Genomic DNA, 14,544 nt, shown 5'->3' with positions numbered 1-14,544 from the left:
CCAGGTCTCGAACCAAATGTTCTGGGAGAGGGCTGTATGATTACATCATTGGATTGGAATGAAGTATGGAAAGAGAGAATGGCCAAGTCCATAGAATCGGGTAGAGGAAGGGACTGTGTGGACAACTGGAGCAATAAGCATGAGGCCAGCAATTACGGCCGGATGCTTGAGGAGGAGGATCTGCAGTCGATCGCGCCATTCAGGGACATCATGGCTCTATCTTCTCCGTTTGCAGTTCTAGACATCGGAGCAGGCACTGGAAGGCTTGCTATACCGTTCTCCAGGATTGCTTCCAGGGTTACAGCGGTAGAGCCGTCAGCACAGATGCTAGAGGTATTGAACGATGATCTCAAGAGGCATAAGATCGAAAACATCGATTGCATTCAGAAACGGTGGGAAGATGTTGAAATCCCGACTGATCTGTTAATGAAATACGAGCTGGTCGTGGCATCTTTCTCCCTGGGATTTCTGGATCTTCGAGAGGCCGTTTCAAAGATGATTGAGGCCTCGTCGAGGTACATTTGTCTGATGTGGTTTGCGGGAGAGCCTTCCTGGGATGCAGATTACAGAAAGCTCAGCGCTGCACTATTTGGAAAGAGCGACTATCAAACCATGCCTAAAAGCGACATAATCTTCAATGTGCTTTACCAGATGGGCATCTATCCCAATATCCGGGTCTTCCGCTTTGAGATGCTCCACCGCTTCACCTCCCTGGACGGGGCTGCAGATTACTTCGCTGGAAAGTTCAATGCTCTATCCTCGACTCAACGATCAGTGCTAAAAGATGTTCTTCCACAGATTCTAGAAGAGCGCAATGGCCAGTGGATTTTGCCATATCGTGCGACCAATATGATGCTCTGGTGGGAGAAGAATTAGCTGAATCCAATCTTTGGTGGTGATAAATTGAGCAAGCATAAGTTTTGGGCTTTAGCCCTCTTGATGATTGTCCTCTGTTTACAGGGGGCCGCGGAAGAAACAAGAGAGGTAACAGACAGCCGTGGCGTGGCAGTAGACGTCCCGGCCGATATCGATCGTGTAGTGACCATCAGCGACGGCCTGATTGAAGGAACGATGTTGGTCCTGGGAGAGGAGGATAAGATTGTGGGCATTGGCTCCACCTGTCTTCCCAAAATCTGGAATTACACCTACGAGAGCGTAAAAGGCGAGCCCATCATCTACCAGGATGGAGCAAATCCGGTCAGCCTCCTCTATCCCCATTTAAGAGAGCTTCCAATTGTGGCCAATGGCGACGCGGCGCCCAACTTCGAGGCCATCGCCGAGCTGGAACCGGATGTTGTTATCCTGAGAGCCGGCGACTGCTCCTTAAGGTACAACGATGAGACCGCCCAAAAGACCATATCCAGCTTCGAAGCACTGCGAATACCTCTGGTGGTGCTATACGCTCACAACTTCAATGAGGAGCAAAACAAGGATATTTCTACCATATCCGACGAAATCAGAATCATCGGCAGCGTTTTTGGCAAGGAGGCGGAGGCAGATGAGCTGGCAGAATACCTGGAGGTCCAGGTGGATCTGGTAAGTCAGAGGACTGAAGATGTCTCAGAAGAGCAAAAGCCAAAAGTACTCATCCTGGGGCTGTCTCCCTCTGCCCGGAAAGAGGGCGGTGCAGGACAGGTCTTCGGCCTGGATACTATAGAGTCCTATTTCATTGAAAATCTGGTTCACGCTGAAAATGCCTACCATGACCCCGGTTACTTCAAGACCCTTAACGCCGAGCAGCTTTTGGCCCTGGATCCTGATGCCATCGTGCTCTGCACAGCATCTGGATATCATCCGCCGCGAGAGCTCTACGAGGCTCCGTACTACCAGAACCTGCAGGAGATGAGGGCGGTAAAGGACAGGAACGTGACCGCTCTCCCCTGGTCTCCGTGCAACTGCGCCAAGCGGTTGGAGTATCCTATCGACGTGATGGTCATAGCCAAGGCTGCCTATCCGGACCAATTCCAGGACATAGACCTGGCCCAGTGGCTGCTGGACTTCTACAAGAATGTCTACGGAGTTGACCGGGAGACGGCTGAAAAGCTGCGATCGGCCCAGTGGATGGACTGGACGACGGAGGATTGAATGATGATCAAGAACAGAAAGACACAATTTTTTTTGCTTCTTCTGGTGACAATGGGCTTTTCATTGGCGGTGCCCATCTCGGCAGAAGAGCACAAAACCGTAACCGATATGCTTGGACTGAGTGTCGAAGTTCCATCGAATATCGAGCGAGTAGTCGCCATCGATGATGGTTTTGTCGAGGGCATCATGTATCGGCTGGGGATACAGGACAAGATTGTAGCTCTGGGCGCTCCCTGCTGCAAGAACGACTACGATTATTCCTTCGAGACGGTAGACGGCAGCAGCTACGAATTCAAGAACGGCATGAATCCTGTTAAATACCTCATGCCGGAGTTAGCCAAACTCCCGGTTTTGGTCTAAGGCGCAACTGCTGTCAACTACGAGACGCTTGCCTCCCTGTAAGCAGATGTAGTTTTCCTCCGGGGGGTCACGGGCGTTTTCTGCAGGATCTGATGAGAAGATCGAGAAGACCATTGCATCGATTCAATCGCTCGGAATTCCGCTGGTAATACTGGTCGGCCCGCTATTTCAGGAGCAGCCAATTGTGGATCGCATCGGAGATGAGATCCGGCTGGTGGGTGAGGTCTTTTCTCGAGAGAAGGATGCTGATGATATCGCCTCTTACCTGGAATCGCAAATCGATGAGATACGCAGTCGTACCAAAGATGTCCCAGTGGAGGAAAAGGTTCGTATGATGCAGCTGGGGCTCTCGCCTAGAGCAAGGGAAGGAGGAGGTGCTGGCATGGCCTGGGGCCTCGATACCATCGAGTCGTACTTCATCGAGGATACAGCAAATGCCAAGAACGCATACGAGGGGACAGGTGCCTTCGTTGTAGTCGCCACGGGGCAAATTCTGACAATGGACCCGGATGTCATTGTCCTCCCGACGGCACAGGGCTATCACCCGGCAAGCGAGCTGTACACCGCTCCCTACTACCAGAATCTACAGGAGCTTTCAGCGATGAAAAATGGACGGGTCTATGCTCTGCCCTAGATTCCTTACAACCTAACCTCCCGGATCAAATAGGAGCATAAACCGATCAATATCAATTATGAAGCCTCTATTTTGAGAAATAACTCATATTAGCCTTGCGTGGCGAAAGGTATTTATACTTTATGCGCCTACTTATATTGGGGCACATAATGAAACCCACTAGAAGAATCAAAGTGAAAAATGGTATCGAATATTGGTATGAAGAAACACCCTATTATGATAAGGAGAAGAAGCAGATCAGACATAGATCAAAATATTTAGGCAGAAACGTCGATGGCCAGCCGGTCCGGATGCGTTCCGCTCCATCTGAGATCAAAGAGAAGACAAAGAAGAAAACTGCAGAAGTCAAGTCATCTTTTGATTATGGTTCTATACTTGTGCACCAGTCAATAATGGAAGAACTTAACTTAGATCGCTATCTAGAGAACCTATTACCCTCAACCGAGGCGTCCATGATTCGCGCATTGGTATTCAACCGAATCATAAGACCTACGGCAATGAAGAACGTCGATTCATGGTTCGAAGGGACCGCTCTTGCTCTTGAATCTCCTCAAATCGACCTTGCCAGCCAGCGAGTAAGTGAACTTCTCTGCCGGGTGGGTGAAAGCAATATCCCTGACCGCTTTATGTCCCAACTGATTGAAGGAACCAGCACCAAAAGCACTCTCATTTACGATATTACAAGCCTATCAAGTTACTCTCAACTTATCAACCTTCTTGAGTACGGATATAATCGCGATGGAGTGGATCTTCCGCAAATTAATATGTCCTTGATTATGGATAAGGACAAAGGAATCCCTGTGATGTATGACATCTTCCCTGGAAGCATTTCTGATGTCAGTACGCTTTCCGGCACTTTGAAAAAGATTAAGGCTCACGGAGTCCAAAACTATGTTGCTGTGATGGATCGGGGATTCTTTAGCTTGGGCAATCTCTGTGAGTTGTTGGACAATAAAATTTCGTTTGTCATGGCTGCTAAGTTGCAGTTGAATGATCTGAAGCAACTAATGACCGAAGCGCAAAAGGACATCGATGACGTAAAATACCTGCATAAGTTTAACAACGAGCCAATTTTTGCTAAGCCAATGACATATAATATTGATAATATGGAAGTCCGCGGGTACGTGTATTATGATCCTAAATTGGAGCAAAACGAGAAGCAGACCCTTCTTAGCAGGTTGTACGATATTCGAGAAGAGCTGCTCAAGGTTCGCTTGAAGAAGAATAGCAGTCCTCAAGTGGCTTTTAAAGAGAAAGCGCGAGGATTCGGAAACTTCTTTGAATGGAATGTGGTAGATAATCGCTTTGATGTTTCGATTAAACAGAATGCTGTGACTCAAAGAATGAATAAAATGGGTAAGTATATCCTGTTCTACTCAGGGGACTTCGACTGGCTAAATTGTCTTTCTCTTTATCGGGAGCGCGATGAAATCGAAAAAAGCTTTAAGGCTCTGAAGAACGAAATCGATATCCTTCCGCTGAATACTCATAGTGAAAAGACAACAAGAGGCTTCATCTTCGTCGCTTTCCTGAGTCTAATCATTAGGACGAGGTTGATCAATATGATGAGAGAAGCGAAGCTACTGGATAAGTATTCTGTTGAACTCTTGCTTCTGCAATTGGAGAAATTGAGAAAAATCACTTTGGCGGACGGACAGATATTAGTCACCGAAATGACAAAAAAACAGAGGGAAATACTTCAGGCGCTAAACCTGTGCGCCTGAACTTTTCGGGAGGTTAGGTTACAACTGGGCAAAGCGTCTTGAGTACCCGATCGAGGCGATGGTCATCGCCAAGGCCTGCTGGAAAAATATTTAGTGCATTCGGCCCAAGGTCCACCCTTAGGCATCATCAAGGCGAGCCAGCCCGGGCAGTTCCCTCTTGACGGCTTCCGTCACATGGTTCAAAGGAATGTTCAGGCATTCAGCCATCTTTTTCAGATCCTCGTACTCAGGCTTTATGCTTATTATCTTTCCATCAACATATGACGTCTTGACCCTAACCTCGAAGATCTTGCCCTGAATTGAGAACTGACGCGGCACTCGCTCCCTATCAGCTACAACTCGCGGAACCTCTTGCACTCGCACCCCCAGTGTCCCAGTCTCTTCCATGAGAACCCTTATCATCCTGTCACAAGCACTGTGATCGGTGATCACTGAGATGATGCTTACAGGCCGGTTCTTCTTGCCTTGGGCTGGGGTCACGAAAACGTCAACTGCACCCTCTTTAAACAATCTTTGCATGACATAGCCCACCGTCTCCCCGGATAGATCGTCGATATTTGTCTCAAGGAGGATTATGCTCTCCCTTGTCGCTCGAAAGCTCTCTCCTTCAAGGATTCTCAGAACATTGGGCCTTCCATTCAGATCGCTAGTTCCGGCACCGTAGCCCACAGCGATTGGTTTCATGGCCGGATAGAAATCCACAATATAGTCCGCAAGATTGGCCAGGAGCGCGGCGCCGGTGGACGTTGTCAGCTCACTGTCCACCGGCAACGAGGAATAAGCCATTTGATGCTTGCACAGGATTTCTAGAGTTGCAGGCGCGGGACCTCCTATCTGGATGCCGTCTATTCCGACTGCACTGGAACCAAGGGCCGGCGGAGTGGCATAGATGGTTCCCTCCAAGAATCCCTCTTTATCGAGGATGTAGGCCGATCCAAGAACCTCGAAGAGCGTTTTCAGCGATGCAACCCTGCAGCTGGAGAAGCTATGGCGGTGCACCCGCTCTCCGGCCGCGATCAGGTCCTCTAGCACAGACACGACAAGGCCTGAGGCCTCCCTGGACAGATTCAGCTCTTCCATCAGTTTGCGAGCAGATGCAACCAGCACAATTCCGCTGCGAAATCTCTCTTCCATTAGCACGACATCTATCTTTTTGGCAGAGATCCCGCAAGAGCAGTTTTTTTCGAATTTATAGGAGAAAGCTGTGCAATTTGGCAGCTCTCCTATTGCTTTGGCTAAAGGCTCCAGGGTGGCTGGAGACCGTATTAGATCCACCAGTGAGGAAAGAAGCATCTCACTGGATATTCCAGCAACCCTCGAATCTATGACTAAAGTTTTCAATTTTAGGGCATCCCCTCGGCTGGCGCAGTCAGGCTGCTGTAGATCCTGCGGGCAATACGGGCCACTTCGAGAGCGTTCTTACGTGCTCCTGGGATGGCTCTTGTTAGATAAGCCCCGCTCTCTGCCATCTTGGAGGCCGCCTTTTCGTCCTCTCCCAAGACGGCGGCTATTGCAGCAGGTACTGTGATGTTGATGATCGTGTGGCCAATGTACTGCAATTCCTGTGCCAGCACAGCGCCTGCGAATATGGCAGTTCCCATATCCGGGTCATCTCTCCCCTTTCCCTCGAGGGCAAACTCCGGAACCGTCTTGGCCGACAGGTCCTCGATATGGTATTTCTTGCCATCTATCTGCACGTCATAGGATATGTAGGAGTCGAATCCCCAGAACTTGTCGGTGAACTTGTCCGTTCTGCGCGCCTGAGGCCGAAGAGCAGTGAACTGGAGGCTTATCTTCTTGCCTGTGAACCCAGAGAGAACTGTCGAGCCCCTTTCCTCAACATAGGCTTTGCGCTTATCGTCCAGAATTCTGGCCACATCCTCGACCTTCTTTCCGGACTTGATCAGGTCATAGGCATCCATCGCTCTCCGGTAAATGGCGCGGTCCCGCACATCCTCGCTGGCGAGAATGCAGGCCCGGCTCACGGGTCCGCGGCTGACCTCCTCTGCCTTTCGAGTGATTGTGTTCAAGGCGCACAACGACATCTCTGGATCAATGAAGGACCTCATCTTGTAATCCTTGATCTTCTCAGCCACCTGGAAGACGTCTCCGTCGAATTTCATCAACAATCGCAGGGTAGGAAGGACATCTCCGCAGAGATGACCCAGAGGTGGATTTACCGGCCCTCCAGAGAAACCTGCTCCGATTACAGGAGATTCCTCAAATCCAGCAAATATCTCGTTTAAGGCCATAGAGCCGATAACTGAAGGGCCGCCGATATCCTTTAGTATGAGACCGAAATCTCCAATGACCCTTGCAGTATCAAACTCGTCTTTAGACCCGCGGACATGCAGCTTTTCAGGAAGCTTGGCAGCCTCAATTGCACCCTTGCCTGCCAGATAAGCCGAGTCCACGCTTCCAAAGGCGCCAAACTCCTCGCCGAGGAATGCGTCGGGATGGACCAGCTCCATGGCCACTGTGGCACCGATGAATGCAGGCCATAGAGGGTATGCTGATATTCCAGCGCCATTCATGCTCTTCATCATGGCCTCGGTTCCGATCTTGGCAGCATTTCGTGCTAGCTCTGGAAAATTATAGTCCTCTCCAAGAGAGCTGTGACCGTAGATAGCTCCGCCAGCGATGAATGGAGGCAGGATCGATCCATCGACACTTGTCAGCTTTTTGTCCATAAGCTGCTCATACACGGCCATGTAAGCTGGGAATGCGGGAACTCTATGAGTGAACTTGGAGGTGACAAGGGCGATTGCGCTGGTCCTGGCAGCGCCCGAGTGCATCCTGGCTATCGCTCCTAGCTTCCTGTTGCCCATGGGCACTCCTGCTCGCGCGCATGTTCCGCAGAAATAGGCCAGCGAGGCCACCAGCAGCGCGGCGTTCTCCGGTGATGCCCCTGCTTGCATTGTCTCTTTTACGGCCTTTTCAATGACCAGATCGAGGGGAATATGAGGCAAAGATGCATCAATCATGGTAATTCCGCTCATAAGCCTCATCTCGGGAGAACTCATCCCCCCAAAGGTATCCTCAGCCAGTGAGTTAGCCGCACAAAACGCAGGTATCACCAAAGATCCATGACCCTTGGTTGCCGCTTCGATCTTGTCGTTGGTCATGTAGTCCGGCTTGAATGTGGCTGCCATTGACGCGGCCAGTATCGCTCTTGTTCTTTCTTCGTTCATATTATTTTCACTCCACCATCTTTTATCATATAAGCGCCAAAATATTAAAGGATTGCCTTAAGGCGAAAAAATAGCCTCTTCTCGGAGGATGATGGGGATACGCTCCTGGACTGCCTCCGACAGGCCGTCGGCCACATCGAAGATGACCCGGCCTTTCTGCCAGATGCAGTTGGCGATGACTACGTCTCCTGAAAAGCCGCGCTGGCCATCCTCCCCAGCTCCCTTGCCCTGGCGAAAGCGGCATCTGCGTTGACGCTGTCGCCGGTTGCTCTGAGAGCTTCACCTTTGTTGTACCAGGCCAAAGCATAGTCCGGATTGATCCTGATTGCCTCGTCATAGCAACGGATGGCTTCTGTATAGTTGCCTTGCTCTCCGGAAGCTCTGCCTTTGTTGTTCCAGGCCAGAGCGTCGTCTGGATCCAGCCCGATGGCCAGGTCATAGCAGTGGATGGCTTCAGTAAAGTTGCCCAGGTTGGCGTAAGCATTTCCTTTATTGTTCCAGGCCATGCCGAAGTCCGGATTGATCCTGATAGCCTCGTCGAGGAATCTAATGGCTTCACTGTGGTTGCCCTGCAAATGGTAAGCTACGCCTTTATTGTTCCAGGCCATGGCCAAGTCCGGGTTGATTCTGATTGCCTCGTCATAGCATTGTATGGCTTGCACATATTTGCCCTCAATGGCATAGTCAAGGCCTTTGTTGGTCCATTCTTCTGCCGTTTGCTGCCCTTGTACGCTGTGAGCTAGAATAAAGAGGAGGAGCAGTAAGCTCCAAAAGCATTTCATGGCCCTTTATGTGATCTTAAAGGAGATAAACTTTTCGAAAATTGTATCTATATGGCATTTCTCTCCCTAATGCAATATTTATCAATGCATTCTTTTGTATGATCGCACCTGTTCATTTCAATCCCCTTTGCATATCGCCAGAGTCTGAGCCTTGGCCTGCTCCATCTTCTTCTTACCCACGAATACCTCTACCAGCTTCAAGGCGAACTCCATCGCCGTTCCCGGAGTGCGGCTGGTTATGATATTTCCATCAACCACCACCCGATCACTGGAGAACTGGGCGCACGACCTTACCTCCTCCTCCCCAGAAGGATGCACAGTGGCCTTCCGGCCCTGCAAGACTCCCGCTTTAATCAGGACCGATGGCGCTCCGCATATAGCTGCCACATACTTGTTCGCCTGATTCAGCTCCCTGATCATATTCAATATCCGTTCATCCTTTCCCAGGTTGATGAAGCCGGGCGCTCCTCCAGGAAGGACCAGGCCGTCCAGATCTTTATGATTGATCCTGCCCAGGCTGGTATCAGGCATCACCCGTACCCCATGAGATCCCTCTACCAATCCATCCTTCAACCCAGCGGTTACCACATCTATTCCCGCGCGTCTCAAGATATCAATGACGTTGATGGCCTCGATCTCCTCGAAGCCATCTGCCAGAGTAACCAGTATCTTCATGCCTTATAGCCTCCTCAATCAAGCTATTGGCATTGAATCCTTAAGTCTATTACTATTGATAACCCTCATTTTGGCAATCGCAATGCTAATCAATAAATATGGACCGGACCATCAGGGGTGCATATCATGATATGCAAACGCTGCGGACGGTGCTGCCTCCATCTGGACATCTTCGTCGTCAATCCCCGGTCAATTCTTCCCGACGGAAACATGAATAAGAACGATCCTGAGGCCATGATCCACAAGCCTGCGGGGCAGATGTGCCCCCACTTTGCCAATAAATCCGGACCAGAGGAAAAGATCGCAACCTGCACCATCCATCATCTGCCCTGTTATAGAGACACTCCCTGCGAGAAGTTCGAGCAGATCGGCCCAGAGGATTCCTTATGCCTCTTGAGCAGCTACCTGGATGGAAGGAAATGAGCCTGGAATGGGTCAATGGAATGCATCCCTAGACACCTTTTGCCTCCAGCGTCTCGGATGCCATCAGAAATCCGATTGCCCTCTCTGCCAAAGGATACCTATTCACCAGGGCCTTGAACCTCTTGCCATGATTCGGCTCGATGAGGTGGGCGAGCTCATGCACTATAACATAATCCTCCACCCATTGAGGAAGGCTTGCCAGACGGTCGCTTATGAGAATGGTCCGGGCGGCACAGTTGCACGAGCCACGCCGGTGCTCCTGGCGGGAGGAATATTGAATGCTATTCCAAGACAGGCTTCCCCGGAAATATCTCTCATTTAGGGCTGCCGCCCTCTGGCTTAAATGGAGGTCGTCCTTGGGGTAGATCCGTTTCTCCAGCCTGATTTGAAGCTTCTCTATATGGGCCCGAAGGGCGGCATCTGAGATGGATGCAGGAGCCAAGACCTCCATCTTTCCCGCCACCATCCGGGCCTGAATGGTCTTCTTCCGTCGCGCAGACCTCTTCACCACGATCTCCATGGAACTGAGCCTCCAGAATGATTGAGTTTGAGAGTTATTAATAGCTTTCTTCCCCAAATCTATATGGGACTATGACCGGATTTCACGGACATTCTTATTTATTATATTCACAATGCATATCATTTGCATATCATCGGCATTTCGCTTTGATTTTTCATCACCCCTTCATCTCAATTGCCTGTGCCAATCCTATCGCATCATCCGCAAACATAATTAACTATGAGATTATTTTTAAAAAACATAAGTTTACCTCAGTATTTGCCTCAAATATATCAAGGGGGTTATTAAGCTTGGGAATGGATGAGATCAAGGAGATTCGAAGCAGGATCAAAGGGATGAACCTGACCTGGACCGCGGGGGAGACAGCCGTATCAGAACTGGCCACAGACGAGAAGATGCACTACCTGGGGCTAGTGGTCCCGGAGGATGAGAAAGCGATGATCCTGCAGATGGCGGAAAGGGATAGATCTCTTGCGGCAAAATCGGGATCTGTATCCATATATCCCACCCAGTGGGACTGGAGAGACGTGTCCGGCAACGACTGGACGACGCCGATAAAGGATCAGAGGCAGTGCGGCTCTTGCGTTGCCTTTGCCACTGTGGCGGCCATTGAGTCCAATTTGGAGATCTTCAAGAGAGACCCATCCCTCGATCCCGACCTTTCCGAGGCAGATCTTTTCTTCAGGGGCTGCGGCGACTGCTGTGGACGGGGCTGGTATTTCACTCCCGCTCTGAGATTTGCTCAGTCCAGTGGAGTTCCTGACGAGGCATGCAATCCTTATCAGGGGGATAAGACCGGCAGCTGCCCGGACAGAGACAAACGCGTGGTCAAGATAGAGAGCTGGACGACCATAACCAACAGCTCCCAGGCCAAGGAGTGGCTCAGCCAGCGCGGTCCACTCATCGGCGGGCTGAGCGTTTATGAGGATTTCTTCTATTATGAGAAAGGAGTCTATAAGACTGCATACGGCGGATATATGGGCGACCACGCAGTATGCGTTGTGGGCTTCGATGATGCCAAAGGCTGCTGGATCTGCAAGAACAGCTGGGGACAGGGCTGGGGAGAAAGCGGCTGGTTCAAGATCGCCTACGGAGAATGCGGAATGGGAAGCCAGTTCGCTTTCTATGGAGTTCAGTTCACAGCAGACGATGACCTGATCATGCCAAAATCAGGAAGGGTTATTGTGCGCTTTACCGGCAAGAGCACCACTCTGGAGGATGAGATCTGGCTATACCGTCCTGAGGAGAAACTGATCTTCCGGGCGGTTGACTCCGATCTGGGCAAGATCCATGATCTGGGAGCCTTTCCCGCCGGAACCCGGCTCACATTTGCCCTGAAGACTTCAGCGGGGCATATCTTCTACAGCGACCAGCTCTTAAACGACGACGTCTGCGACCATGTTAACAAAACCGGCATTGGAACCTACAAATGGCAGCTTAATTGGGAGGACCTCTACGGCCTGGGGGAGAAGGACTACAACGATGTGAGCATGGAGATTGAGATCATTAGCGCCACCAGCGAGGATCTGGTGATGCCCAAAGAGGGAAGGGTCTTTGCCACCCTTAAACAAAGGCATGCCGCCACCAAAGAGGAGTTCAGGCTGAGTTCTCCGGAGAATAGGTTGATCTTCACCCTGGATAGCCCCATGGGAAAGGCAATAGACCTGGGAAAGTATCCCGAAGGCGCCAGCCTCACATTCGCCTTCAAGACACTTGAGGGTTACACCTACTACACCGATCAGGTGAAAAACCCAGATTTCTTGAGCCACGTGAGAAAGCTCCCCACTGGATACAACAAATGGGAGCTTCGCTGGGAGAAATCCTATGGGATGCGCCTCAAAAGCTACAAGGATCTCACAGCAGAGATAATAGTGGCACCCATCGTCCGAGAGGATGTGATTTTGGAGAAAGACAGCCACGTGGTGGCCAGACTGGTCAGCAAGAATACGCCCAATCATAACCAGTTCTGGCTCTATAAGCCCGAGAAGAAGCTGATCTTCGACTCCATTCAGGGAAACGTGGGCAAGAGCTTTGAGGTAGGAGACTATCCGACAGGAACCAGGCTGATCTTCGCTCTGCAGACCCAGGATGGGGCCTTCTTCTACACAGACAGCGGCCTCAATGAGGACGGGAAATCGCACGTCCTTCGGCTGAAGCTCGGATCGAATAAATGCCAGCTTCGCTGGGAGGACCTTTACGGTCTGAAGGACACCGACTATAACGACCTGGTGGTGGAGATCAAGATGGATCCAAAACAGGATCCTAAAAAGCGGGTGACTGGATAATATCCAACGGGTGGCATGGGATTAGGCTGGAATAAATCAGGAACAAGGCAGCCAGTCCACGCAGATCTCGCCGGACTGGCTGTCAGACCACAGCTGGATCAACTTCTCGATGGAGAATACACCGGTCAGATCCTCAACGCTGCGGCCGATGAGAGGATGGCGGCCTTTTGCGGTGACGCCAGGGTCGACGGACTGCCAGGCGATATGAGCATTGCCTATGACATTGGAGCTGATGCTCGCCTCCAGGCCTCCTCTCGGCGATGCGGCGTCTGCGGAATTTGCATAGGCCCCCGTTCGAACCTGAGTATCTCTATTCAAGTGCTCTACATCGGTGTATGATTCGGTCATGACTGCACCGGTATCATAGTTTTTGACAGTGAGCATATCGTTCTGGCCGCCACTGATAGCGGCTGGTGTATAGGCCAGGGGTATCTCACCCTTAATGCCGGGAATGGCCATAAAAATGATCACCAGACAAATCAGCTTCATCCACATCCATCGGTCACCATTTCGGTAATTGACGTATTCGCATTTCAAGCTGTTGCTCTGAATAGAGTGCTGCTTATGCCCTGCCCGTTCCCAGCTGAACGATCCGATTCATATCTTGCAGGGTGTTATTCCGGTTCGTCTGAGCCGCCTGGTTGTTAGGGTCAAGAAGCAGGGCTTTATCGAAGCGTTCCAGCGCTTCCTGGTACTTTCCCTGCTCCCGCAGGACTACCCCCTCATTATTCCAGGCACCTGGATTCAGAGGATCGAGTTTGCTTGCCATCTGAAGACAGACCAGCGATCCGGAGAGATCGCCTTTATCAGCCAAAGCCATGCCCTTTCCATTCCAGGCTTCAGAGTCTGAAGCATTCAGCCCCAATACTTTGTCAAAGCAGGCTATAGCCTCATCATGCCTGTCTAATCCTCTGTAGAGGGCAAGGCCCTTCCAGTTCAAAGCCTCGACATTCGTGGAGTTTATCGCCAGAGCCTTTTCGAAACTTGCTATTGCATCCTCATAACGACCCAAGATGCCAAATGCATATCCCTTGCGGTTCCAAAGGTTAACATTGCCGGGGTCCAACTCCAGGGCCTCATCATAGCTTCTTGCGGCCTCTTCTATGCTGCCGTTATACAATTGCTGATCTCCAAGGCTCGACCAGTATTCCGCCGTATGCTCTTCCGCCGCCGAGGGAATGCTTGTCGCTGCCAGAAGAGCTAATAGGGTCAATGCGAGCTTCATGAACAGCCATCTTTCATTCTGGAGATATATCTCTACCTATTCTATCTATATCCCGCATTCTACTATTCTCTCTTGATCTGATCCATCTTCATGGATAGAATGAATATTCTCCAGCCCAAAAGTTAATTAATTCCCCCTTCATATCACCATATATAACGAGGCCAGGTTTATCGCTCTGGGGATCCTGGCAGAGGAGTGGAGGAGGTTCATTATTTGAAGAGATTCGATGTAATGCTGGAAAAGGATATATCCGGATACGAAGGAGAATTTTCCGATATCATTCATCAAGCTCCGGCCTTTTATAGAATGATGACCAGGCTGCTAGATGATAAAGATCTTCCCAAATCCATGTCGCCGCAGATTATTGCCGCCATCGCATACTTCATTCTGCCCGAGGACATAATTCCCGAAGATAAGTTCGGCCCGGTAGGATATGTCGATGATATCTATCTATGCGCCTTCGTCGCATATGAGGTGATGAAGGAAACAGGATCTTCCGATATCATATCCCGGAACTGGGATGGAGGCAGGCCTGTGATCGAGCTGGTAGAAGAGATACTCAATCGCGAAAAGGAGCTTTTGGGCAATAAGAAAGAAAGGATGATGCAGTATATAGGCTTCGACGAGATTTAGCTCGAGC

At 50.5% G+C, this 14,544-nt stretch carries 15 protein-coding genes; 8 read left to right on the top strand and 7 right to left on the bottom strand.

The genetic code is table 11. From position 1 onward, the window contains the following. The first annotated feature begins 36 nt into the window (after positions 1-36). From MCON_RS04075 to MCON_RS04060, 5 genes are all read left to right on the top strand, one after another. Entirely contained in the window at positions 37-876 is an 840-nt protein-coding gene (locus tag MCON_RS04075) for a class I SAM-dependent methyltransferase (protein ID WP_013718764.1), read from the top strand. A 27-nt stretch (positions 877-903) separates the two neighbouring features. After that, the gene (locus MCON_RS04070) at positions 904-2,085 is read left to right on the top strand and encodes an ABC transporter substrate-binding protein (protein WP_048131860.1); all 1,182 of its coding nucleotides are present in this window, start codon (positions 904-906) and stop codon (positions 2,083-2,085) included. Next, entirely contained in the window at positions 2,086-2,445 is a 360-nt protein-coding gene (locus MCON_RS15085; protein WP_013718762.1) for a substrate-binding domain-containing protein, read from the top strand. A gap of 184 nt (positions 2,446-2,629) precedes the next feature. After that, positions 2,630-3,079: an ABC transporter substrate-binding protein gene (locus MCON_RS15080; protein ID WP_013718761.1), complete on the top strand. Its 450-nt coding sequence runs from the start codon at positions 2,630-2,632 to the stop codon at positions 3,077-3,079. Between the two features lie 149 nt (positions 3,080-3,228). Continuing rightward, positions 3,229-4,803 (top strand): IS1634 family transposase, encoded by a 1,575-nt coding sequence (locus tag MCON_RS04060; RefSeq protein WP_013718760.1) that lies wholly within the window; start codon positions 3,229-3,231, stop codon positions 4,801-4,803. Positions 4,804-4,920: 117 nt separating this feature from the next. Here MCON_RS04060 and larC2 read toward each other — a convergent pair whose 3' ends face one another. The 4 genes from larC2 to MCON_RS04040 form a co-directional block, all read right to left on the bottom strand. Next, on the bottom strand, positions 4,921-6,144 hold the full coding sequence (larC2, locus tag MCON_RS04055; protein WP_052297520.1) for a nickel pincer cofactor biosynthesis protein LarC2: 1,224 nt from the start codon (positions 6,142-6,144) through the stop codon (positions 4,921-4,923). Between the two features lie 2 nt (positions 6,145-6,146). Beyond that, positions 6,147-7,994 (bottom strand): hypothetical protein, encoded by a 1,848-nt coding sequence (locus MCON_RS04050; protein WP_013718758.1) that lies wholly within the window; start codon positions 7,992-7,994, stop codon positions 6,147-6,149. Between the two features lie 179 nt (positions 7,995-8,173). Further along, a complete protein-coding gene (locus MCON_RS04045; protein ID WP_048131858.1) occupies positions 8,174-8,776 on the bottom strand; it encodes a tetratricopeptide repeat protein in 603 nt (200 codons plus the stop codon). A gap of 117 nt (positions 8,777-8,893) precedes the next feature. Continuing rightward, on the bottom strand, positions 8,894-9,451 hold the full coding sequence (locus tag MCON_RS04040) for a DJ-1 family glyoxalase III (RefSeq protein WP_013718756.1): 558 nt from the start codon (positions 9,449-9,451) through the stop codon (positions 8,894-8,896). 126 nt (positions 9,452-9,577) lie between these two features. Here MCON_RS04040 and MCON_RS04035 point away from each other — a divergent pair, with 126 nt between their 5' ends. Then, entirely contained in the window at positions 9,578-9,874 is a 297-nt protein-coding gene (locus MCON_RS04035) for a hypothetical protein (protein ID WP_013718755.1), read from the top strand. Positions 9,875-9,902: 28 nt separating this feature from the next. On the opposite strand, the gene MCON_RS04030 is transcribed toward MCON_RS04035, so the two are convergent. Then, complete coding sequence (locus MCON_RS04030) at positions 9,903-10,394, bottom strand: M48 metallopeptidase family protein (protein WP_013718754.1); 492 nt, start codon at positions 10,392-10,394, stop codon at positions 9,903-9,905. Positions 10,395-10,690: 296 nt separating this feature from the next. Here MCON_RS04030 and MCON_RS15075 point away from each other — a divergent pair, with 296 nt between their 5' ends. Continuing rightward, entirely contained in the window at positions 10,691-12,679 is a 1,989-nt protein-coding gene (locus tag MCON_RS15075; RefSeq protein ID WP_013718753.1) for a C1 family peptidase, read from the top strand. Positions 12,680-12,715: 36 nt separating this feature from the next. Here MCON_RS15075 and MCON_RS04020 read toward each other — a convergent pair whose 3' ends face one another. Beyond that, positions 12,716-13,168 carry a hypothetical protein gene (locus tag MCON_RS04020; RefSeq protein WP_052297519.1) on the bottom strand — a complete coding sequence of 151 codons (453 nt, stop codon included), beginning with the start codon at positions 13,166-13,168 and terminating at the stop codon, positions 12,716-12,718. Between the two features lie 73 nt (positions 13,169-13,241). Next, the gene (locus MCON_RS04015) at positions 13,242-13,904 is read right to left on the bottom strand and encodes a tetratricopeptide repeat protein (protein ID WP_013718751.1); all 663 of its coding nucleotides are present in this window, start codon (positions 13,902-13,904) and stop codon (positions 13,242-13,244) included. Positions 13,905-14,117: 213 nt separating this feature from the next. On the opposite strand from MCON_RS04015, the gene MCON_RS04010 reads away from it, so the two are divergent. Continuing rightward, positions 14,118-14,537, top strand: coding sequence for a YkvA family protein (locus MCON_RS04010; protein ID WP_013718750.1), 420 nt, complete (start codon positions 14,118-14,120; stop codon positions 14,535-14,537). The last annotated feature ends 7 nt before the right edge of the window (positions 14,538-14,544 follow it).

The organism is Methanothrix soehngenii GP6 (assembly GCF_000204415.1).
GTDB lineage: Archaea > Halobacteriota > Methanosarcinia > Methanotrichales > Methanotrichaceae > Methanothrix > Methanothrix soehngenii.
This window is presented reverse-complemented; position numbering and strand designations above follow the sequence as displayed.

Coding starts and splice junctions, on each gene's coding strand:
- MCON_RS15075 (WP_013718753.1), top strand. CDS start 10,691: ATGGATGAGATCAAGGAGATTCGAAGCAGGATCAAAGGGATGAACCTG.
- MCON_RS04040 (WP_013718756.1), bottom strand. CDS start 9,451: ATGAAGATACTGGTTACTCTGGCAGATGGCTTCGAGGAGATCGAGGCC.
- MCON_RS04050 (WP_013718758.1), bottom strand. CDS start 7,994: ATGAACGAAGAAAGAACAAGAGCGATACTGGCCGCGTCAATGGCAGCC.
- MCON_RS04060 (WP_013718760.1), top strand. CDS start 3,229: ATGAAACCCACTAGAAGAATCAAAGTGAAAAATGGTATCGAATATTGG.
- MCON_RS04035 (WP_013718755.1), top strand. CDS start 9,578: ATGATATGCAAACGCTGCGGACGGTGCTGCCTCCATCTGGACATCTTC.
- MCON_RS04045 (WP_048131858.1), bottom strand. CDS start 8,776: ATGAAATGCTTTTGGAGCTTACTGCTCCTCCTCTTTATTCTAGCTCAC.
- MCON_RS04020 (WP_052297519.1), bottom strand. CDS start 13,168: ATGAAGCTGATTTGTCTGGTGATCATTTTTATGGCCATTCCCGGCATT.
- MCON_RS04030 (WP_013718754.1), bottom strand. CDS start 10,394: ATGGAGATCGTGGTGAAGAGGTCTGCGCGACGGAAGAAGACCATTCAG.
- MCON_RS04015 (WP_013718751.1), bottom strand. CDS start 13,904: ATGAAGCTCGCATTGACCCTATTAGCTCTTCTGGCAGCGACAAGCATT.
- MCON_RS15085 (WP_013718762.1), top strand. CDS start 2,086: ATGATGATCAAGAACAGAAAGACACAATTTTTTTTGCTTCTTCTGGTG.
- MCON_RS04075 (WP_013718764.1), top strand. CDS start 37: ATGATTACATCATTGGATTGGAATGAAGTATGGAAAGAGAGAATGGCC.